The organism is Rhizobium sp. BK251, assembly GCF_004345245.1.
Taxonomy (GTDB): domain Bacteria; phylum Pseudomonadota; class Alphaproteobacteria; order Rhizobiales; family Rhizobiaceae; genus Rhizobium.
In genome coordinates, this window is record NZ_SLUQ01000010.1 from 117,627 (window position 1) to 138,292 (window position 20,666).

Genomic DNA, 20,666 nt, shown 5'->3' on the forward strand with positions numbered 1-20,666 from the left:
TAGGGGCATTTGCGAAAGAGTACAGCTCAAAAGTGTCGGCCGTTCACGTTGCCGCATCGGCCGAAATGCTCGCCTTGTCTTCTCCCGAAATGGTGTCAGCGGGATAGAGTTGGCTTCAAGTCCTGATGGAAGAAACGGAAGTAAGAGGCGACCTGCGCACTGGCATTTGAGTTCGGGTCAAACTGGACACCGATGCGGCCGCTATGCAGCCAGCGAATCGTACCCTCGAGGGAACCGAGGCCTTCTGCTTCGACGCGGACGCGGCTGCCGGTCGCGGCATGAAGCGGGCCGCCGATGTCGAGGGCAACGCCTGTGAGCGAGAGATTGACGATGCGGGCTTCGACAGCCTTGTTGAGGTATTTTACCTTGCCGAAAAGCCGGCAGGACTTTCTTTCTGCCTTGCGAGTGGCAATTTTTAGATTGTGCGTCATCCCGCCCTCCATTGAGTAGAACGACGGAAGTCTGCCGCAAAACAGTTGAAAATCGCTTTACATATCTTTCTAAAATTGAATGCAGACACTGCTTTAGCGGCGTGAGGCATTGCGCCGGGCGACCACATGTTCGCGCCAGACGGTGAACATCCCGGCGCCGACCACGATCACCGATCCGATGATCATGTTGAGATTGAGAGTCTCCCCGAAGATAAGTAGGCCCATGACCGAGGCGTAGACAAGCTGCAGATAGGTAAGCGGCTGCACGACGACGGCGTCGAGAATGTCGTAGGCTCGGATCAGGAAGTAGTGGCTCGATATTCCCGTTATGCACAGCAGCGCCATCCAGGCCCAGTCAGGCGCTGAAAGCCATGTCCAGTAGAAGGGTCCGATCAAGGTAATCGCAACGGCGCCGATGACGCCGGTGTAGAAGAAGCTGGTCATGGCGGAATCGTCGCGGCTTACAAGGCGCGTGCTGATCACATAGAAGGCGAAGAGCAGGCAGCCGAAGATCGGCACCAGCAGATCGACGTCGAAGAAGCCGCTTTCGGGCTTCAGGATGATGAGCACGCCGCAGAGCCCGACACAAATGGCGGTCCAGCGGCGCCAGCCGACCCGCTCGCCGAGTATAGGCATCGAGAGCAGCGCGATAATCAGCGGCGTTCCCGCAAAGATCGCCTGTGAATGGGCAAGACCGACCAATGTGAACGAGGTGATCGCCACGACGATCTGGGCAGCGAGCAAAATACCGCGCATGGCCTGCAGCACCGGCCTCTTGGTGCGCGCCGTTACCGCCAGGCCGCCGCGCATGCGCGAGGCAAGGAGGATGGCGAAGACCGCGAATGCCCAATAGCGGATCATTGCCACGAAGACGGGAGGGTAGAGCCCGGCCAGATGTTTCGATATGCCGTCCTGGATGGAAAAGATCGTGATCGCCAGCAGGGCGAAGAGATAGCCGCGAGTCTTCGATTGCATGGCTCGGTGATAGAACGACCGCCATGCGGGCGCCACGAAAACTTGCCGTCGGAAAGCCTCTGGAGCAGCCGTATTTCCGACCTGTGTTCAAAGCCCCACATTCGGGCGGTCGATGATCTCGCGCAGCGCGAAGCTGGAGTTGATCTTGACCACATGCGGCAGTGCCGAAAGCCAGTCGCGGTGGATGCGCTCGTAGTCTTCCAGATCGCGTGCGGCTACCCTGAGGATGTAGTCGTATTCACCGGACATCAGATAGCAGACGAGCACGTTCGGGCAGCGCTTCACCGCCGCCTCGAACTCCGACAGCGTCTTCGCGAACTGGCCGGAGAGGGAGATGTGCACGATGGCGATCATCTTGTACTCCAGCGCCTTGTGCGAAAGCCGCGCATGGTAGCCGCCGATGACGCCGCTCTTTTCCAATATGTCGAGGCGCCGCGAGCAGGCGGAGGGTGAGAGGCCGACCTTCTCGGCAAGCTGGGCATTGGTGATCCGCGCATCGGCTTGAAGAACCCGCAAAATCGCACGATCGATGGCGTCGAGATCAGACATTCGAAGAACCTTCGAATTGAGGAGGAAAAACAGAATAATCTGCGAAAACTGCCCTCCGTGCAATTACTCTTTGCAAGGACATTTCGCACCGATGGTGTTTGGATTCACCATTCCAACAGTTCGCACGTGAACAACAATAGAGAGAGGAACGCGAATGCGTGTCGGTTGTCCGAAGGAAATCAAGAACCATGAATATCGGGTCGGCCTGACGCCGGCATCGGTTCGTGAATATGCTGCTCATGGCCACGAGGTCTGGGTTGAGACGAAGGCGGGGGCAGGCATTGGCGCGGATGACGCGGCCTATGTAGCGGCAGGTGCGAAGATCGCCGCAACCGCAAGTGAAATCTTCGAAAAATGCGACATGATCGTGAAGGTGAAGGAACCGCAGCCCAGCGAGTGGGCGCAGCTCCATGAGGGCCAGATCCTCTACACCTACCTGCACCTTGCGCCGGATCCGGAACAGACACAGGGACTGGTCGCCTCTGGTGTCACGGCCGTCGCCTACGAGACGGTGACTGATGAGCGCGGCGGTCTGCCGCTGCTTGCGCCGATGTCGGAAGTTGCCGGGCGCCTGTCCATCCAGGCGGGAGCGACCGCTCTACAGAAGGCCAATGGTGGCCGGGGCATCCTGCTCGGCGGCGTGCCGGGCGTCCTGCCGGCCAAGGTCGTCGTCATCGGCGGCGGCGTCGTCGGCCTGCATGCGGCGCGCATGGCTGCCGGGCTCGGTGCCGACGTCAGCATCCTCGACAGGTCGCTGCCACGCCTGCGTCAACTCGACGACCTCTTTGCCGGCCGCGTGCACACGCGCTATTCCAGCATCCAGGCTCTGGAGGAGGAGCTCTTCTCCGCCGATCTCGTCATCGGCGCGGTCCTGATACCGGGTGCCGCGGCGCCGAAGCTGGTCACGCGGGAAATGCTGTCGGGCATGCAGAAGGGTTCCGTGATCGTCGACGTGGCGATCGACCAGGGCGGCTGCTTCGAGACCTCCCACGCCACCACCCATTCCGATCCTACCTACGTGGTCGATGGCGTCGTTCACTATTGCGTCGCCAACATGCCGGGCGCAGTGCCTGTCACCTCGGCGCACGCGCTCAACAATGCCACGCTGTATCATGGCCTTGCACTTGCCGACCGTGGTTTGCGGGCGATTGCCGAGGACAAGCACCTGCGCAACGGCCTCAACGTCCACAAGGGCCGCGTGACCAATCGCGCGGTTGCCGACGCGCTCGGCTATGACATGCATGCGCCGGAAAGCGTGCTGAACGTGGCGTAAGGCAACCTTACGCATCGTCAGAAAGGGCCGGTCGCCGCCATCGACTGGCCCTTATCTTTTGTCGATCCGGCACTGGTAGCAATTGTTGCGAGCCGAGCGGACATGGAGATAGGCAATGCCGTCGCGCCTCAGAAGCTCGTCCGCATAGGCGGGGATATCCTCGCTGCGGGTCACCGCACCGGTGCCATAGACGATCCGATCGTTTGCGCCATATCCGCGGACGATAAAATCCGGGCTCGTCTTGAGGACGGGTGGCAGCACTTCTTCCGCGGCATAGCGGTCGCAGGGTCGCTTGTGGAGAAAGACGGGCCCGGTCTCGGCATAGGGCTGCAGTTCGGGGAACGGGCGGTAAGCGAAAACGAACAGTTCTTCCCCTTCCTCGATGTTGCGCAGGCAATGCCGGCAGGGATTGCCGGGACCGTCGGACACCATCGTTTCGGGCTGTTGGCCGTAGGCGTCGATGCCACCGTTCCAGAGCAGCGTCGCGTCGATCGTCGGCATTGCGGAAAATGAGATCCTGGACATGGCGAACTCCCTCTGAAGCGCCATTTTATGCCCTAGAACGCGCTCAGAGCCACCCGATTCTTGCGGATGGCGAAATCTGCGCTAAGCTCCCCGGCAAAGAGGAGGACTGCCATGGCGGGCGTTGATATCGAGGAAATTGCCAAGCAGAATGCCGAGATCCTTGAAGAGGTAAAGGCTCTTCGGCGGGAGATTGAGGAATTGCGCGCCGCAGCGTCGCATCTCCTTGATTTTCAACGTCGCAACGATCCGCGACGCATCAGCAATCCTCTCAGGCGCTAACGCGCGCGGTCCGCTATCCCTTTTTTGCCAGTTCCAGCAGTTCCTTGTCGCTGAGCGGCCGGATGATTCCCGTGCCCGTGGAGACCGGCGAAAAGCCGAACATCTGATAGAGCTGCAACGCCCTCGGATGATCGAGATCGTTTGTCGTCGTGGTGACCCGCGTGGGATTGAGCGTCCAGACGGCATAGAGGCACTGCAGCAGGAACCACTTGCCGATGCCGAGGCCCAGCGCATGCTCGATCAGGCCGAAATGGGTGAGGTCGATGGTCTCCTCGTCTTCCCGGAAAAACTCGAAGAAGCCCGCCGGTGCCCCATTCACGTAGAGAACGCTGATATCGTTGCGCTCATCGTGCAGTACCGAGGCAAGCTTCTCGTCGCTCATCCGCAGGCGCTCGACCCATTGCCAGCGCGAGCCGACCTGGCGGTAGAGATAGCGGTAGAAGGGAAGCGGAATGCCGGGCGCACGCATGATCGCGGTCTGGATGTTCACCGGAACAGGCAGGCTCGTCTTCGGCGGCGCCGTCATCTCAAGACGCGTGATGTGGACCTTCATGGAGGAGGGAGACTTCGCTGCCATGATGCTCAGACTTTTCCTGGACCTGCGGGACCGGTCTCGACTGGCGTGTCCGACCGACCGCCCCATTCCGACCAGGAGCCGTCGTAGAGCTTGTTATCCTTGTGATCGAGCGACTCGAGCGCGAGCGTGATGATCGCAGCCGTTATGCCGGAGCCGCAGCTTGTCACCACCGGCTTCGAGAGGTCGACCCCGGCATCCGCGATGGTCTGGCGCAGTTCGGAGAGCGACTTGAAGTGGCCGCTCGCCGAGAAGCTGCCCGACGGGAGGCTTCGCGCCCCCGGCATGTGGCCGGAGCGCATGCCTTCGCGCGGCTCTGGTTCCGTGGCTGCAAAACGCCCGGCGCTGCGAGCATCGGCGATCTGCCTCGATCCCGTCGCTACGATCTCGCGCATCGCCTCGAACGAGGCGACTCGATCTCGATTGAAACGGGTGCGGAAGGTAGCCGGCTTTGGTTCAGGCAGGTCGGTTTCGAGCGGTCGCCCGGCGGCTTTCCAGCCGTCAAGCCCGCCATCGAGCACGTAGACCTTTTCCGCGCCCATGATGCGGAACATCCACCAGACACGCGGCGCAGTGAAGATGCCAGGTCCGTCATAGACGACGATTGTATCGGTGTCGCTGATTCCAAGCTTTCCTACTTCGGTGGCGAAGAACTCAGGCGAGGGCAGGGTGTGGGGCAGACCGGAGGAATGATCCGCGATCGCATCCTGGTCGAAGAAGACGGCGCCTGGAATATGGCCCGCGGCATATTCGGCGGCACCATTGCGTTTCTGTGCCGGCAGATACCAGGCGGCGTCCACGATCTTGAATTCCGGCGCGCCGAGCTGCTTCTCCACCCAATCGGCGGACACGACAAAACGGCTCTTGTCTTCGCTCATCACGAATTCTCCCTGTTCCGTCAGGCTTCGTCGCCGGGCGTTCCGAAGCGTATGCGGAAACGTCTGTTCTCTTTGCCCTTTTTCTCGATCTTGGAAATGTAGATCGAGCCGACTTCCTGCGTCTCGGACACATGTGTGCCGCCACAGGGCTGGCTGTCAACGGCGGAATTTTCACCGATGCAGACGAGGCTTACCCGGCCGAGGCCGAGCGGCGGGCGGACGTTCTTCGATTTGACGATATCGGGGTTGGCAAGGAGCTCTTCATCGGTGATCCACTGCAGATAAACCGGATGATTGGCATTTACCAATTCCATCATCCGTGCAGTCACCTCATCCTTGTCGATCGTCTCGGCCATGTCGAAATCGACGCGGCTTTCCTCCTCGCCGACAGCTGCACCCGTAATGGGCAGCGGGCAGACGACTGAAAGCAGATGGCAGGCCGTGTGCATGCGCATCAGCCTGTAGCGCCGCGGCCAGTCCACATGCAGCACGAGCTTTTCTCCGACGTGCGGCTGGACCTCGCCGTCCAGCGGGACATGGATGATGATGTCCTTGGCCTGGCCATGCTTCGTCTGGCCGAGGGCAATCTTCGAACCATCCGCCCGCTCGACGAAGCCCGTATCGCCCGGCTGGCCGCCCGATGTCGCGTAGAAGCAGGTCTGGTCGAATTCGATGCCGCCATCATCGTGGATGGCGGTTACGACGGCCTCGCAAGTCGAGAGGTAGAAGTCGTCACGGTAGAGAGCATTCACCGGCATATCGGGTCACTGAACAGGTTCGTAAGGTATCGGAATGTCGGAAGAATGGGTCATCCACGGAGGTATCGGCAAGCCCTTCGACTTCAGGAAGTCCGGGTTGAAAAGCTTCGACTGATAGCGGTTGCCGTAGTCGCACAGGATGGTCACGATCGTATGTCCCGGGCCGAGATCCTTGGCGAGACGCACAGCGCCGGCAATATTGATCGCCGTCGAGCCGCCGAGGCAAAGACCCTCGCGCTCGACCAAGTCGAACAGGTAGGGCAGGGACTCCGCATCGCTGGTCTGGTAGGCGAAATCAGGTGTGAAGCCTTCGAGGTTTGCCGTGATTCGGCCCTGTCCGATCCCCTCCGTGATGGAGGAGCCGGACGATTTCAGCTCGCCATGCTTGTAGAATTCGTAGAGCGCGGCGCCTTCCGGATCGTTGATGCCGATCTTCACGTCACGATTGAAATCCTTGAGGCCGGCCGCGACGCCCGCAAGCGTCCCGCCCGAGCCGACGGAGCAGATGAAGCCGTCGACCTTGCCGTCCGTATCGTCCCAGATTTCGCGCGCGGTCGTCTCTATGTGCGCCTGACGGTTTGCGACGTTGTCGAACTGGTTGGCCCAGATCGCGCCGTTCGGATCGGTCTTGGCGAGCTCCGCAGCCAAGCGTCCGGAAATCTTCACGTAGTTGTTGGGGTTTTTGTAGGGAACGGCAGGCACTTCCACGAGTTCGGCCCCGAGCAGCCGCAGGGCGTCCTTCTTCTCCTGGCTCTGGGTTTCCGGAATAACGATGACGGTGCGGTAGCCGAGCGTCTTCGCAACCAGCGTGAGGCCGATGCCGGTATTGCCGGCCGTGCCCTCGACGATGACGCCGCCAGGCCTCAGTAGGCCCTTCTTCTCGGCGTCGCGAATGATGAAAAGCGCCGCCCGATCTTTTACCGACTGGCCCGGATTGAGGAACTCTGCCTTGCCGAGAATCGTACAACCCGTCGCCTCGGATACGCCCCTGAGCTTGATAAGGGGGGTATTGCCGATCGCATCCAGGACGGAGTGATGGAAACTCATGGAATCTGCCTTCTGTTCAACTCTAGTTTAAGAACGGTCTTTTCCCTTCACAAGGCAGGCTTGGCAAGAAATTCTGTTCTGCGTCGTCTGTTGCGCCGACAAAATTCGTCTTGTCGCATTGCACGATTCCTTGAACGGCAGAGAGCGAAACGGCCGAAAGCAGCCACATTGATGCGCTATTCGGTAGTGTACCGCATCTGCCGCGCGCAGCGGCCGAACATATATGTGTCGCCCGGCCGAGGAGAAGTCGTCCATGCAAGGTTTTGTCGCCCGTCCCGAAAATGGAATCGTCTGGATTTCCGGAGCGAGTTCGGGAATAGGGCGGGCGTTGGCCCTGAAACTGGCGTCGGAGGGATATGACGTTGCGGTGACCGCGCGCGACCACCGCAAGCTCGTCGAGCTTCAGGGGGAGGCAGGCGACCTGCCGGGAAGCATCATCGTGCTGGATGGTGATGTCACGGACCCCAAGGACATGGAACACGTCGTGGCGGCGATCGAGTACGAGCATGGAACACTCGCCATGGCCGTGCTCAATGCCGGCACCTATATCTCGGTCGACGTCGCCGAACTTAGCCGCGAGGACTTCGAGAAAAGCTTTGCCGTCAACCTTTCGGGCGTCGTCAACTGCTTGGTCCCCGCTGTCCGCCACATGAAGGTTAAGGGCCATGGCCAGATCGCGATCGTCTCTTCCGCGACCGGCTATGGCGGGCAGCCGGCGGGGGCGGCTTACGGCGCGGCAAAGGCAGCCCTCATCAACATGGCCGAGAGCCTGAAGATCGATCTTGAAGCTCTTGGCATCCGCGTCCAGCTCGTATCGCCGGGCTTCGTCGACACGGAAACGGCAAGGAACAGTTCTTTCGCAGTGCCGACGCCGATCTCGGCCGAGAAGGCAGCCGAGGAGATCGCCGCCGGACTGAAGTCCCAGAGTTTCGAGATCGCCTTCCCAAGGGGCTTTGCCTATCGGATGAAGCTCCTGCGCCTCTTGCCCTATGGGCTCTATTTCCGGGCTGTGGCCTGGGCGGCGGGGTGGAATTCGAGAGGGCCCGGCGCACCGGGGCGGAGCGCGGCCCCGCATCCCGCGGAATGAGCCGGCTGGCTTGCACAGGCCGCTCCGTCCATCATCATGCGTTGTCCCTCATCTTCTTGTAGACCTGCAGCGCATGTTCTCGAGCAACCCCATGATCGACGACGGGGCGCGGATAGGTGCGGTCGAGCGTAACGCCGGCCTTGCGTAGTGCCGCCGTCGGTGCGTCGAACGGCCGGTGGATAAATCTGTCTTCGAGATTGGCGAGTTCGGGTACGAAGCGTCTTACATATTCACCATTGGGGTCGAACTTCTCACCCTGCAAGACCGGGTTGAAGATGCGGAAGAATGGCGCGGCATCGGCCCCGGAACCCGCGACCCACTGCCAGTTCGCAGCGTTGCTCGCCGCATCTGCATCGACCAGCGTATCCCGGAACCAGGCCTCGCCGTGCCGCCAGTTGATCATCAGATCCTTGGCAAGGAAGGAGGCGGTGATCATGCGAACACGGTTGTGCATCCATCCATGCTGCCAGAGCTGACGCATGCCGGCATCGACGATCGGGTATCCGGTCATTCCGGTTGTCCAGCGCCGGAAGAGCGATCGGTCGGAGCGCCAGGCAAAGCGGTCGAAGCGGTCATCCCAGTTTGAGTGCGGCAGGTTCGGGAAATGAAAGAGCAGGTGATAGGAAAAGTCGCGCCAGGCAAGCTCCTTGCGGAACTGGACGACGTCGCTGCTTCCTGTACGGCTGCCAAGCCCGCGCGTCGCGTGCCAGATGCGAGCAGGGGCGATCTCGCCCATAGCGAGATGCGGCGACAGCATCGAGGTAAACGGCTTGCCCGGGAAATCACGTCCCTGCGCGTAGCCGTCGAGGCCGCCATCGATGAAATCTGCCAGCTTTTCCAGGGCAGCCGCCTCGCCTGGCGTCCAGACCTCGGGGAAGGCGTGTGCCCAATCAGGATTTTTCGACAGCAGGTTCCAGGAGCCGAGATCCTCGGATCGGCAAAGGTCGGCGGCCGAGGCGATCGCATTCGGAGAATCCAGCGGCTCGAGGACGTGTTCGCCCGCTTCGATCGCGCGCCAGAAGGGTGCAAAGACGCGATATGGCGTGCCGCTGCCCGAGACCAGGGTCGATGGCTCATGCAGCAGTTGCCCGGCAAAACTCTTGACCGCGACGCCGCGTGACTTCAACGCGCTCTTGACGCGCGCGTCTATCGCCATTCCCGGCGGATCGTAGCGGCGGTTCCAGACCACGGCGTCGGCGCCTGTCGCCTTCGCCAACGACTCAATGGCCGAAAGAGGATCGCCACTTATCAGCAAGAGGTCGGTGCCAAGCTTGCGCAGCGACTGCTTGAGCGAGGCGAGCGAATGGTGCAGCCACCAGGCCTGTGCAGCTCCGAGCGGCCCGGTTCCGAGCTCGGCGGATTCGCGAATATAGACGGGTACGACGGGTCTTCGCCCGGCACAGGCCTCCATCAAGGCGAGATTGTCGTGAAGGCGCAGATCCTTGCGGAACCACATGATGACAGGTTTCGAGTTGCTGCTTCCCACGCGATCCTTCTCCGCTCGAGCTTCCCCTCCTGTGATACGCATCACAGGCACGAATAGTTCAAACGCGCGTGAAAGATTTCGGTTGCAAGGCGCCGGTCGGTTAGTGTCGATCTTTCGACGACTCGATGATCCTGCCGCGCAGCCAGGCCGAAAAGAGATCGATAAAATAGATCGTGGCGACGATCAGGAAGATGATCGTCCAGGCCTCCGGCCAACGGTAGGCGTGGATGCGGTCGGCGAGGAGGAAGCCGATGCCGCCCGCGCCGACGATGCCAAGGATCGTGCCGGAGCGGGCGTTGGATTCGAAGTTGTAGAGCACGATCGACAGAATGACCGGCAGGGATTGCGGCAGCACGGCGTAGCGGATCGCCTGCAGCGGTCCTGCGCCCGATGCGAGCACGCCGTCCACGGGCTTTTTCGAGGTGTTCTCGATCGCCTCGGAGAAGAGCTTTGCCAGCGTCCCGATCTCGGAAACGGCAATTGCGAGTACGCCCGCAAGCGGCCCGAGGCCGAAGGCGCGGATGAAGATCAGCGCGAGAATGATCTGCTCGACCGCGCGCAGGGTATCGAAGCCACGCCGCGCCGAAAGCCGCAGCCACCCCAGCCGCATGGTGTTCTTTGCACCGAGGAAGGAAAGCGGAAAGGCGATGACGGCGCCGAGCAACGTGCCGAGAAACGCCATCACGAGCGTCTGTCCAAGTCCGCTGAGGATTTCGCTCCACTCCTCCCAGGTCGTCCAGATGTGCGGAGGAAACATGAAGGCCAGGATGCTCCCGAAGCGCGTCAGACCGTCGAGAAGGCGAAGCGGCGAAGCGTCGAACAGGTAGAGCCCCGCGACGAGTGGCGCGACCAGCGCCAGGATCAAGACGTGCCGGAACACCCGCAGTCGCAGAGGCGTCGAGAATGCTTCGGGATACTTCGCACGCAGTTCGGCAATCGATGGGGCTTCGCTCATGGTGTCCGCTCCCGGCTTGCAAGGCCGATGATGTGATGGCGCAGCTTCTCGCTCAGGAGGTCGATGACCCCGACGGTTGCAAGGATGATGACGAACAGCGCCGACAGGTCCGTATATTCCTGCAGCGACATGGCCGTTCGGATCTCCTGTCCGAGGCCGCCCGCGCCGACATAGCCGATGATTGACGAGGAGCGGACGTTGATCTCGAATCTGAGAAGCGTGTAGCTGATGATGTTGGGAATGACCTGCGGAACGACGCCGTAGCGGATCTGCTGGAACCAGTTGCCGCCCGAAGCGCTGACACCTTCCACCGGCCGCATGTCGATGTTCTCGTTCGCTTCGGAATAGAGCTTGCCGAGCGATCCTGTTGCGTGTAGCCCGATGGCAAGTACGCCTGCGAGGGGACCGACGCCGAAACAGAAGACGAAGATCAGCGCCCACACCAGGTCGGGAACTGTGCGGATGATCTCCAGGTAGCGGCGCGTGACCGTCAGCACCCATCGATTGGGGCTCAGGTTGCGTGCGGCGGCAAAGCTGAGGAGGAATGCCCCGACCACGCCGAGGAGTGTCGCTACATAGGCGATCAAGACGGTCTCGCCGAGAAGCTCGATCCAGACCGGCCAGCGCCAGAACCACGCGGCAAGATCGGCTCCCAGGTTTTCAACCCGGAGCACCGGGATCGTCTTTGCCAGATACTCTCCGAGCCGCGGTAAGGCCGCCGCGAACTTCCACATCGTCACCCGTTCGCCCGAGGGAAGGCTCACCTCGGTCGTGTCGAAGAAGCTTCCGGCCCAGGCCGAAAACAGCACAGCGGCGGAAAACAGCGAGACTGTTATCAGCTGGGTGCGCCTCGCTCTGTCGCGAAGCGCCCGGTAGTCTTCTTCGAACCGCCGGATGGCGGCGGATTGCAGAGCGCTTGTCATTTCGAAACCTGGTGGGAGTAGGCGCCGCCCGGCGGCGCTTCGTCAATCGACCATCGGTGAGGAAAATCAGCCGGCGCGGCGCTGCTTGCGCAGCCATTCACGCATCTCGATGATCCACTGATAGCGCTGGGCGTCGACATCGACATATCCCTTCGAAGTGGAGTTTTCGCCGCCGGTCATTTCCTTGTGGACGTCGGGCGCCTTTTCGGGAACGGCCTTCACGGCGGCCTTCATGTCGCGGATCAGATCCTCGGGCAGGTTCGTCCGCGCCGTGAACGGACCGTTGGTGATCTCCGGCGACTGCCAGATACGGCATATCTCGCCCTTGGGGATCATGCCCTTCGATTCCATGCGCTGCGGAATGCCGCTCGTCTCGTTGTTGATATAGGTTGCGGCTGCGTCGAACTGCTTGTTGGCGACGCCCATGACGCCAGTCTCGTGAGCGCCGGAGAAGGGGATGGCGGAGAAAAACGACTTCGGATCATAGCCTTGCTTGACGAGGTTGAAGAAAGGCACTGCATAGCCGGACGTCGAGTCGGGATCGGCGAATGCGAGGACCTTGCCCTTCAGGTCGTCGACGGATTTGTAGCCGGAATCGCAGCGAACGGCGATGACCGAATAGTAGCCGGTCGAGCCATCGTTTTCCTGGCTTGCAAGTAGCGGCTCGACGCCGCCGTTCGTCTCCGTGTAGGCGGCAGCGTAGGCCGACGAGCCGAGGAAGGCGAATTCGATCTGGTCGGCGGCAAGCGCCTGGATGACACCATCATAATTTCCGGCCGTGAAGATCTGCACCTCGACGCCCAGTTCCTTTTCGAGGTAGTTCTCGAACGGTGTCCAGCGTGCGATGCGATCCTTTTCGTTTTCTCCCGAGAGGACGCCGAAGCGGACCGTCTTGTACTGATCCTTCCAGCTGTCGGCATGGGCCTGCGTCGAAAGGGCAAGTGTGGCCGATACGGCCGCAATCATGAGGACGTTATTCATTCCAAACTCTCCTGTGGTCTTGGAAGTGGCCCCAAGGGGCGCACGATGCCGAGCCCGTTGAAATGGCTCAAACGGTCTGGTGGATTCTTGGTTTTTCCGGTCTCTCGAAGGCGGTGGACGTGACGGCCTCGTCGATCTCGTCCTGAAGGCCGTCTGCCAGATAGATTTCGCGCAGGCGCTCCCGTGTAAGTTCGGCCGGCACGCCATCGAAGCGGATACGGCCCTCCCGCATGGCGATGACGCGGTCACAATAGGTGCGGGCGGTATCGAGGGTGTGGAGATTGACGAGAACGCTTATCCCATCGTCGCGGTTTATCGAACGCAGCGCCTGCATGACGCGCGTGGCATTGGCGGGGTCCAGCGAGGCGATCGGCTCGTCGGCGAGCAATATCTGCGGCTCCTGAACCAATGCCTTGGCAATCGCGACGCGTTGCTGCTGGCCGCCGGAGAGCGTCCCGGAGCGTTGCAGTGCTTGCGGAGCCAGGTCGAGACGGTCAAGCGCACGAATTGCCATCGCCCTTTCCTCGTCAGTGAAATGGCGGGTCATTGAAGAGAGAAAACCGTGACGGGCGATGCGCCCGATAAGCACGTTGGTCAGCACGTCCATACGCTCGACGAGGTTGAACTGCTGGAAGACCATGGCGCAGGAGGCGCGCCACAGGCGCAGGTCTCGACCGGCAAGCTTTGTGATTTCCCGTCCGTTGAAGATGACCGTGCCCGAAGACGGTTCGATCAGGCGGTTAATGAGCCGCAGGAGCGTGGATTTGCCAGCGCCGCTTCGGCCGATGATGCCGACCATCTGACCGGGATAGATCGACAGGCTCACATCGTCGACGGCGCGCAATTGGCCGAAAGTCTTCGTCACAGAGAAAAGTTCAAGCATCGGAAAAGCCCTGCTTGCTGAAGGCGTCTTTGACGCGATCAATTAAGTGCAGCTATCAACTCGATGATTGAGGATATAGCATCTGCCTGTGACAGATTTGTTATGTATTTCGTAAATAAAGGCAAATGCTTATTGTTGTTTGATAAAGTAAAACATCCGGAATTTCCGGATGTTTCTTGCAAGGCGATGATTGCTAAGGGGAAGACCGGCGCCAAGGCCGGTCCATGCCTACGCGGAGATCAGGCAGCGCGCCGGAGGGCGGAAAACATCCCGTCCGAATAGACCTGCCGGCCGAAGCAGAAAGTGCTGCGGACGCGCGCAAAGCGGCCACGTTCGGCAATCACCAGGTCGGCCCGAAGCCCCGGCTCGATGGCGCCGCGGTCATGAAGCCCGAGGGCTGCGGCGGGATTTGCGCTCGCAAGCGCGACGGCAGCCGGCAGGCCGCCATTGCCGACCTCGGAAAGCGCCACGACCGCCGGCAGCATTGCCGAGGGATGGTAGTCGCTTGCCAGCATGTCGAGGACGCCCTGTTCATGGGCATCACGAGCGGAGAGATTGCCGGTGTAGGAGCGACCGCGCAGCGCGTTCGGCGCACCCATCGCCGTTGCAAGCCCAAGGCGGCGCGCTTCGATGGCCGCGTCGAGAGTGACCGGGAACTCGCTGATGCGTGCCCCGAGGCCCTTCACGATCGCCACCTTTTCCACCGAGTCATCGTCGTGCGAGGCAAGGACGACGCCACGATCACGGGCGAGAGAAGCAAGGTCCTGCAGCACTTCCATGCTTGCCGTCGTTTCCGCGCGGTCGGCCATGCGCTTGCGCACGATCTCGGTGGCCTCTTCGAGCGATACTTTGCGGGAGGCGGCCGTGTTCGCGATCACCTTTTCAACGTCGCGGTACTGCCCCTGTCCCGGCGTGTGGTCCATCAGCGAAATCAGATCGACGGCGCCGGCACGCAGCAGGTCTTCCACCACGCCGAGCGCCCTGGTGAAGGTCACTTCGAAGCGGGTGTGGATCCTGTGCTCGATCAGAAGATCGCTCTTGAGGGCGGTGATTGCCTCGATGATCGAACGCGTATGGTCCTCGGAGCGGATGTGGCCATAGGTGCTGCCCGGGCTGAAGGAAAGCGCAGCGTAAGCGGTGGTGATGCCGCTGATCGCCAGCTTCTTGTCCAGTTCGAGAACACCGAGCTCAAGCGGCAGGCGTGCATTCGGCCGCGGCTCCACCTCTCGTTCGACCATGTCGCCATGCATGTCGATGAAACCGGGCAGCAGGAGCCGGCCGTCGCCCTGAATATCGGGCGAGGCCACCGGCGCCTCGCGCACCTCGGCGATCAACCCGTTCTCGATACGCACCGCACCGCGCGGGATCACCCTGTCGCGCAACACGATTTCGAAATCACTCAGCCACATCATCAGCTCCATCGGCAATTGTTCTGGTTTCTAGGTTTATTTCGCGGTCGGTGAGATCGGCGACGTCATCCGGATGGTGGAAGACGCCGATCATCGCGACGCCGGCGATCTTGAGTTCGGCGAGCCGCGCGACCAGCGCTCGGCGGGCATTGCGGTCGAGCGAAGCGGTCGGCTCGTCGAGGAAGAGCAGGCGCTGAGGCAGGATCAGGGCACGCGCCAGATTGACCTTCTGCTGCTCCCCGCCCGAGAAGGTGGAGGGATAGGCGGCCCACAGGCCGGGCTTGACGCCGAACGCCGAAAGCCAGCGCCTTGCCTCGTCGAGTGACTGCGCGTGGGCCATGCCCGCAAGGCGAAGCGGTTCGGCGACAAGTTCCTCCGCGGCAACGCGCGGGCGGGGTTGCAGGAACTGCGTCACGAAACCGATCTCGCGCCGGCGCAGCAACGCGATGTCGACGTCGGCCGCGGCTGCAAGGTCGATGATCCCCTCCTGCGTATGATAGAAGGCATGTCCGCCGCGGGGCAGGTAAGAGCGATAGAGCGTGCGCAGCAGCGTCGACTTGCCCGCGCCGTTCTCGCCCTTCAACAGCAGGAATTCGCCCTGGTGCAGATCGAAGCTGATCTCGTCGAAGGCAAAGAGCGTCCGCTTCAGGTGGTGCATCTCGAAATGCTTGATCAATCCCTGGACGGAGAGAATGACGGGCGCCGAGGAGGCGGCAGGCATGTGCATGTTCACCGGCTTGCCTCCTCAGAGCTTCGCATGGACGAGCTGTTGCGTGTATTCATGCTGCGGGTCCTGGAAGATCTGGTCGGCCAGGCCTTCTTCGACAACCGCGCCGCCGCGCATCACCATGACCCGGTCGGCCATGGTGCGGATGACGCCAAGGTCGTGCGAAACGATGACCATGGTCATCCGCCGTTCCCGCAGCAGCCGTTTCAACGTGTCGAGCACCAGCGCCTGCACGCTGACGTCCAGCCCGGTGGTCGGCTCATCGAGCAGAAGCAGCGTCGGTTCGAGAGCGATGGCCTTGGCGAGCTGGACACGTTGCTGCATGCCGCCGGACAGTTCGGCAGGCCGCGCGTCCATGCGCGCGAGAGGAAACTCGGAGGCGTCGAGAGACGCTCTTGCGCGCCGGCGCAGCTCCGCGAAATTCCGCTCGCCGGCGACCAGCAGCCGCTCAGCGACATTGCCGCTGCTAGTATGGTTCATCAGCAGCCCGAGATGCGGATTCTGGTAGACGATGCCGATATGGCGCGCGCGCAGCATGCGCCGCTCGAAACGGTCGAGCGAGAAGAGGTCGCTATCCTCGCGATCGGGAAGCGCGAGGTGATAGTGACCGTGGTTCGGCGTGTCCTCGAGGTTCATCATGCGCAGAAGCGTGGATTTTCCCGAACCGGACTCACCGACGATACCGAGCACCTCGCCGGGATAGACGGTTGCATCAACGCCGGAAAGCGCCGTCACATCACCGAAACTCTTCTCGACGCCCGTCATCCGCAGGATCGGGTCCTCCAGCATCAGCCGAGGCGCCACTTGGCGGCGAGCCACGACAGGGGGCATGCCTGCCAGGGTCATGGCTCCATCCTTCCGTTGCGATAATAGGTTTCGCCGATGGCGATTGCCTCGCCCTCATCCTTGCGGATGTGCTTGACACCGAAATGACTGTCGGAGACCTCGAAGGCGGAGGTGCCGTCGTCCTGGGGCAGTTCGTTCATGAAGTAGCCCTTTACGCCGCTGCGGTGGCAGATTTTGTCAGCATGATCTTCGACCCGATAGGGCACGTCGTCGAAGACGAGTGGTTCGACCCGCGTATAGGGCGGAACGGCGTGAATGCGCTTTTCGCGGCCGGCCGAAAGGATCGTCAGGTGAGGCGCCTGGTTGAGCTTCGGGACGTCCCAGCGAGGGATCGGAGAAGGCGTCATGACATGGCGGCTATTGACGAGGCTCGGATAGCTCGACCCCTGCATGATGCGGCCCGAGCGGACAAGCTGCTCATAGAGCGTGAGCCAGAGCTGGCCGTAGTCGGCATCGCCATGCATGATGCGGGCTTCCGACATGTCCGGCTGCACCGAGCGCAAGGGCTCCGGGTTGGGCACCTGCAGGACAAGGATCTGGTCCTCGCGCAGTTTCTCCTCGGGGATACGGTGGCGCGACTGGATGATGCTCGCCTGCGTGGTGTCGAGCGTCTCGCGGGCGGAGCTTACGCGGCCGAGGAACTTGCGGATGCTGCCGGCATTGACGGAGTCGTCGGCGCCCTGGTCTATCACCTTCACGACCGAGCTGGGCTTGATCAGAGTGAGCGTCACCTGCAGGCCGCCGGTTCCCCATCCGCGGGCGATTGGAACCTCGCGGCTGGCATAGGGCACTTGGTAGCCCGGAATGGCGATGGCCTTGAGGATACGGCGGCGCATCTCGCGCTTGGCGGATGCGTCGAGGAAGCCGTAGCTGAAGGCCGTCCACGGTTTTGTCAGCTGATCGAGTTTCACGATGCGGCCTCTTCGAGTTGGTCCTGGCGTGCGATTGCTCCCGAGGGAGAGACTGTTTCGCCGCTGCCGTCCTGCCTGTCCGATCTGACCCGTCTCAACGCATCGAGACTGGACTGGAAAGTGACATAGTGAGGCAGCTTGAAATGAATGCAGAAGCCGGAGCTTTCGACCGGCTCGGTGTGGTAGAGCACGAATTCCTCGTTGGAGGCCGGATGCGGCTTTGGCTGGTTCGAGGCGAGGTCGAGGGAGGCGGCGGCGATCACCTTCACCTCGTTCCAGCCGAAGGTTGCGGCAAAGCCCAGTTGAAGCGCCTCCGATTTTCCGCCCCCCTTCGAGATGACTTCCGTCTGGCTGACGCGCACGCGTCCCGCGCTGAAGATCGTTCCGCGGGGATGGCGGATGCGAACCTCGGCTTCGGCGAGGCGCAATTCGTTGACGGTCGGGTGGGCGCTGCCATAGCCGCGCATCGTGGAATAGCCGAGCGCAAGGGTGCCGCCCGTATCCGCGCGGGCAAGGCTTTGCAGCTTGTGGGCGCGGCTCGCCGGAAAGAGCAGGGGCTCGCGGGTGATGTCGGGGATTTCGTCGGGTTCGACCTGTTCCGCCGGCTGTTCGGCGATCAGGCCCTGTGCCCTCTGCCAGTCCGTAAGCGACGGCTGGGTTGCGGGCGCGGCCCTGTCGGCTGTCTCAACGGGCTCCGGCGTGAAACCCGCCCCGTTCAGGATGCCGACATTGAGCAGCCTGTGCGAATAGTCGAGGGTCGGACCGAGGATCTGCCCGCCGGGAATATCCTTGAACGCCGCCGAAATGCGGCGGACCGTGAAGAGATCCTGCTGGCGGACCGGCTCGGCGATCGCAAGACGCGGCTGCGTCGTGCGATAGGCGCGCAGCAGCAGCACGGCTTCGTAGAGGTCGCCGCCGGATTGGGCGAGGGCGAGTGCTGCAAGCTCCGGTTCATAGAGCGAGGCTTCGCCCATCACCCGGTCGACAAGATAGGGCAGGCTCTCCCCGATCGCCTCGACGCTGGACTTGTCGATGCGCCCAAGATCCTCGCGGTAGAGGCGTTCGGACTGCTCGATCGCGTGTTCGCCGCCGCGCGTTGCAACATAGGCCATCAGAGAACCTCGACGATGGTGGAGCGGGGGAGGCCGACCAAGCGGTCGCCATCCATGAGAAAGACGTCCCAGCCGAGCGGATAGCGGATGGCGGCCGCGCGCAGCGCCCAGAATGCCGGATCGACGCCGCCGATCGCGATATCGAGCGAGCCATTCACGCCCGGGCCCGAAAGCCTGAGCCGCGTCCCCGACCCGATAACCGCGCTGGAAAAGATGGTGGCCGAGGCGTCGGGGTAGAGAAGGTTGCCGCACAGCAGCGCGTCGAGCATGGAGATGGATCGCGCGTCGCCGAGCGGCATGAAGACATATTCGGCCTGCGGCAACGAAACGGCGTCGGCGCCGGTCCGCGCGATGGCAGTTGCGAGCGTGGCATCCGGGCAGAAGAAGCTGCATTCGCGATCGAGCAGGCTTTCCGCCAGCGCAAGGAAATCCGGGTAGGGCAGGGCCTGTACGATGCCGGTGCGAGCCAGGGCCCACATCAGCGCCTCGAAGGTGGCGTTCGAGCGGAGATCATCCGCTGTCGGCATGAGTTTGGCTTCGGACATCAGAAGGTCTCCATCCGTACGCGCGTCGCTTCGACCTTGCGCAGGCGCATGTCGTCGGTCGCGCGCTGGCGCTGCTGCTGCTTGCCGAGGAACGTGTCGATTTCGTCGGTTCGCACATCCGCAGTCAGGCTCGCATCGATCACCGCCATCGCCATGGCGTGCTCGAGATCCCTGCCGGTGACGGCGCCATAGCCCTCGACGGCGAAATCCGAGAGGCGGATATGCGCTTCCGCAACGAGCACCTCGCCGAGATGGAAGGCGGTGTTCTGCACCGTGTCCATGTAGGGAAGCATGACAAGGCCGGTGCGGCTGGCGAGGACCTCGACAGGTCCGACGGCATCGAGCAGTTCCTCCGCGAAGGCCTTGATCTCGCCGGCGTCCGCCCGCGCAAGCGTGTCGAGTGCATCGGCGTGGCTGAAGCCGGCGGCCGTTGCCGCGGGCTCGTTCGTCTCATTCATGGTGTCTCCTTTCGCCGATCTTTGCCTTGGGGCCTGCCTCGTCCGGATCGTTCTCGATCGTGAATTGCACCCGTTCACCGGCCCAGACCGTTTCGGAATAGGCGATCGGCCGGCCTTTCAGGTCGACGTCCGTCTTCTGCACCACGAGCACCGGCTGCTGCGGCGACTGGGCGAGCAGGCGGGCTTCTTCGGCGGTGGCCCGGCGTGTCAGGATCGTCGTGCTGCGGCGCAGATAGTCGGGGATGCCGAAGGCCGCATAGATGTCCGTCACGGATTCGCCCGCCCGGCGTCGCAGATGCATGTTCGGGAAACGCTCGACCGGATGGTAGGAATGGCCGATGCTGATCGGCACGTCGTCGGCGAAGCCGCGCCGGACGATCATGTAGACCTTCTCTTCGTCCTTGAGCCCCAGCGCCGCGGCGACCGTCGGCGGCGCGGCGATCTCCACCTCCGTCACAGGCTGGCCTGATGGGACTCGGCCTTGTTCCAGAAGGTTTCTGCGGAAGCGCGTGCGGCGGGCGATGTTGTAGGTAATGACCGAATGCTCTTCGACGAAGGTTCCGCGGCCCTGTTCGGCGCGAACTTTTCCTGCCGAAGCGAGCTCGGCGATGGCGCGCCGGACACTGTGACGGCCGACGCCGAACTGCTCCATGATCTCCGCCTCGGTCGGCAACCTGTCGCCGGGCGCAAGCGCGCCGGACGCGATGTCACGGCTGATCCGCTCTTCGACGAGCTGCCATTGGCCTGACCGGCTTTGAAGCTGAGCGTGTTCTGGCTTTAGAGTCATTCGGACGAATCCAAAAGTCGTTCGGATGACTTTCTATAGCGAGGTCCGGTGACAGTTTTATGTAGAACGTCTGGCGATTAACGGGCGACTGCGGAGGTGACCGACGCTCGAACTTGGCCTTGAGTTGCTTTCGCTGCAACTCCGAACGCGGCTCGATGGACTGGCCGACCTACTGCAGTTGGCGCCGCGGCAAGTCCTTCGAGATCTTGGCCGGCGAGTTCTGAATACAGGGGATTGTCGCTACCAACGGCATCCCGACATCGGAGG

24 protein-coding genes are annotated in these 20,666 nt (G+C 62.1%); 3 read left to right on the forward strand and 21 right to left on the reverse strand.

Annotated features, from left to right (window positions below; translation table 11 throughout):
* Positions 1-95: 95 nt before the first annotated feature.
* The 3 genes from EV286_RS25410 to EV286_RS25420 all read right to left on the reverse strand — a co-directional run bounded on the left by EV286_RS25410 (position 96) and on the right by EV286_RS25420 (position 1,955).
* Positions 96-431, reverse strand: coding sequence for a PilZ domain-containing protein (locus EV286_RS25410; RefSeq protein ID WP_132959968.1), 336 nt, complete (start codon positions 429-431; stop codon positions 96-98).
* A gap of 93 nt (positions 432-524) precedes the next feature.
* Positions 525-1,406: a DMT family transporter gene (locus EV286_RS25415; RefSeq protein WP_207909921.1), complete on the reverse strand. Its 882-nt coding sequence runs from the start codon at positions 1,404-1,406 to the stop codon at positions 525-527.
* An 87-nt stretch (positions 1,407-1,493) separates the two neighbouring features.
* Positions 1,494-1,955, reverse strand: coding sequence for an Lrp/AsnC family transcriptional regulator (locus tag EV286_RS25420; protein WP_132959970.1), 462 nt, complete (start codon positions 1,953-1,955; stop codon positions 1,494-1,496).
* A 154-nt stretch (positions 1,956-2,109) separates the two neighbouring features.
* On the opposite strand from EV286_RS25420, the gene ald reads away from it, so the two are divergent.
* Positions 2,110-3,228, forward strand: coding sequence for an alanine dehydrogenase (ald, locus tag EV286_RS25425; protein ID WP_132959971.1), 1,119 nt, complete (start codon positions 2,110-2,112; stop codon positions 3,226-3,228).
* A gap of 51 nt (positions 3,229-3,279) precedes the next feature.
* Here ald and EV286_RS25430 read toward each other — a convergent pair whose 3' ends face one another.
* Positions 3,280-3,753 (reverse strand): DUF1203 domain-containing protein, encoded by a 474-nt coding sequence (locus EV286_RS25430; RefSeq protein ID WP_132959972.1) that lies wholly within the window; start codon positions 3,751-3,753, stop codon positions 3,280-3,282.
* Positions 3,754-3,864: 111 nt separating this feature from the next.
* On the opposite strand from EV286_RS25430, the gene EV286_RS32110 reads away from it, so the two are divergent.
* A complete protein-coding gene (locus EV286_RS32110) occupies positions 3,865-4,032 on the forward strand; it encodes a hypothetical protein (RefSeq protein ID WP_207909922.1) in 168 nt (55 codons plus the stop codon).
* A gap of 13 nt (positions 4,033-4,045) precedes the next feature.
* Here EV286_RS32110 and EV286_RS25435 read toward each other — a convergent pair whose 3' ends face one another.
* Genes EV286_RS25435 through EV286_RS25450 form a run of 4 tightly spaced genes read right to left on the reverse strand, consistent with a single transcriptional unit; the run spans position 4,046 to position 7,289 of the window.
* Positions 4,046-4,609, reverse strand: a complete 564-nt coding sequence (locus tag EV286_RS25435; RefSeq protein ID WP_132959973.1) for a GNAT family N-acetyltransferase — start codon at positions 4,607-4,609, stop codon at positions 4,046-4,048.
* A gap of 5 nt (positions 4,610-4,614) precedes the next feature.
* The gene (sseA, locus tag EV286_RS25440; protein ID WP_132959974.1) at positions 4,615-5,484 is read right to left on the reverse strand and encodes a 3-mercaptopyruvate sulfurtransferase; all 870 of its coding nucleotides are present in this window, start codon (positions 5,482-5,484) and stop codon (positions 4,615-4,617) included.
* Between the two features lie 20 nt (positions 5,485-5,504).
* Complete coding sequence (locus tag EV286_RS25445) at positions 5,505-6,242, reverse strand: alanyl-tRNA editing protein (RefSeq protein WP_132959975.1); 738 nt, start codon at positions 6,240-6,242, stop codon at positions 5,505-5,507.
* A gap of 6 nt (positions 6,243-6,248) precedes the next feature.
* Positions 6,249-7,289, reverse strand: a complete 1,041-nt coding sequence (locus EV286_RS25450) for a cysteine synthase A (protein WP_132959976.1) — start codon at positions 7,287-7,289, stop codon at positions 6,249-6,251.
* A 253-nt stretch (positions 7,290-7,542) separates the two neighbouring features.
* Here EV286_RS25450 and EV286_RS25455 point away from each other — a divergent pair, with 253 nt between their 5' ends.
* Positions 7,543-8,376, forward strand: a complete 834-nt coding sequence (locus EV286_RS25455) for an SDR family NAD(P)-dependent oxidoreductase (protein WP_132959977.1) — start codon at positions 7,543-7,545, stop codon at positions 8,374-8,376.
* Between the two features lie 34 nt (positions 8,377-8,410).
* Here EV286_RS25455 and EV286_RS25460 read toward each other — a convergent pair whose 3' ends face one another.
* The 13 genes from EV286_RS25460 to phnF all read right to left on the reverse strand — a co-directional run bounded on the left by EV286_RS25460 (position 8,411) and on the right by phnF (position 20,399).
* Positions 8,411-9,832, reverse strand: a complete 1,422-nt coding sequence (locus tag EV286_RS25460) for a deoxyribodipyrimidine photo-lyase (protein WP_245500829.1) — start codon at positions 9,830-9,832, stop codon at positions 8,411-8,413.
* 130 nt (positions 9,833-9,962) lie between these two features.
* Positions 9,963-10,817 carry a phosphonate ABC transporter, permease protein PhnE gene (gene phnE, locus EV286_RS25465; RefSeq protein WP_132959979.1) on the reverse strand — a complete coding sequence of 285 codons (855 nt, stop codon included), beginning with the start codon at positions 10,815-10,817 and terminating at the stop codon, positions 9,963-9,965.
* Positions 10,814-11,740, reverse strand: coding sequence for a phosphonate ABC transporter, permease protein PhnE (gene phnE / locus EV286_RS25470; RefSeq protein ID WP_132959980.1), 927 nt, complete (start codon positions 11,738-11,740; stop codon positions 10,814-10,816). The genes phnE (EV286_RS25465) and phnE (EV286_RS25470) overlap by 4 nt, the downstream gene beginning before the upstream one ends.
* A gap of 66 nt (positions 11,741-11,806) precedes the next feature.
* The gene (phnD, locus tag EV286_RS25475) at positions 11,807-12,721 is read right to left on the reverse strand and encodes a phosphonate ABC transporter substrate-binding protein (protein ID WP_245500822.1); all 915 of its coding nucleotides are present in this window, start codon (positions 12,719-12,721) and stop codon (positions 11,807-11,809) included.
* Between the two features lie 67 nt (positions 12,722-12,788).
* The gene (gene phnC / locus EV286_RS25480) at positions 12,789-13,604 is read right to left on the reverse strand and encodes a phosphonate ABC transporter ATP-binding protein (protein ID WP_132959981.1); all 816 of its coding nucleotides are present in this window, start codon (positions 13,602-13,604) and stop codon (positions 12,789-12,791) included.
* A 239-nt stretch (positions 13,605-13,843) separates the two neighbouring features.
* Entirely contained in the window at positions 13,844-15,013 is a 1,170-nt protein-coding gene (locus EV286_RS25485; RefSeq protein ID WP_132960056.1) for an alpha-D-ribose 1-methylphosphonate 5-triphosphate diphosphatase, read from the reverse strand.
* Positions 15,000-15,740, reverse strand: a complete 741-nt coding sequence (locus EV286_RS25490) for an ATP-binding cassette domain-containing protein (protein ID WP_245500830.1) — start codon at positions 15,738-15,740, stop codon at positions 15,000-15,002. Before EV286_RS25490 ends, EV286_RS25485 begins: the two co-directional genes overlap by 14 nt.
* Before the next feature lie 18 nt (positions 15,741-15,758).
* Positions 15,759-16,586 carry an ATP-binding cassette domain-containing protein gene (locus EV286_RS25495; RefSeq protein WP_245500823.1) on the reverse strand — a complete coding sequence of 276 codons (828 nt, stop codon included), beginning with the start codon at positions 16,584-16,586 and terminating at the stop codon, positions 15,759-15,761.
* Positions 16,583-17,497 carry an alpha-D-ribose 1-methylphosphonate 5-phosphate C-P-lyase PhnJ gene (locus EV286_RS25500; RefSeq protein ID WP_132959982.1) on the reverse strand — a complete coding sequence of 305 codons (915 nt, stop codon included), beginning with the start codon at positions 17,495-17,497 and terminating at the stop codon, positions 16,583-16,585. Before EV286_RS25500 ends, EV286_RS25495 begins: the two co-directional genes overlap by 4 nt.
* Positions 17,494-18,609, reverse strand: a complete 1,116-nt coding sequence (locus EV286_RS25505; RefSeq protein WP_132959983.1) for a carbon-phosphorus lyase complex subunit PhnI — start codon at positions 18,607-18,609, stop codon at positions 17,494-17,496. The genes EV286_RS25500 and EV286_RS25505 overlap by 4 nt, the downstream gene beginning before the upstream one ends.
* Positions 18,609-19,154, reverse strand: a complete 546-nt coding sequence (gene phnH / locus EV286_RS25510) for a phosphonate C-P lyase system protein PhnH (RefSeq protein WP_132959984.1) — start codon at positions 19,152-19,154, stop codon at positions 18,609-18,611. The genes EV286_RS25505 and phnH overlap by 1 nt, the downstream gene beginning before the upstream one ends.
* Entirely contained in the window at positions 19,154-19,612 is a 459-nt protein-coding gene (locus EV286_RS25515) for a phosphonate C-P lyase system protein PhnG (RefSeq protein ID WP_132959985.1), read from the reverse strand. Before EV286_RS25515 ends, phnH begins: the two co-directional genes overlap by 1 nt.
* Positions 19,605-20,399, reverse strand: coding sequence for a phosphonate metabolism transcriptional regulator PhnF (gene phnF / locus EV286_RS25520; protein WP_132959986.1), 795 nt, complete (start codon positions 20,397-20,399; stop codon positions 19,605-19,607). Before phnF ends, EV286_RS25515 begins: the two co-directional genes overlap by 8 nt.
* Between the last annotated feature and the right edge of the window lie 267 nt (positions 20,400-20,666).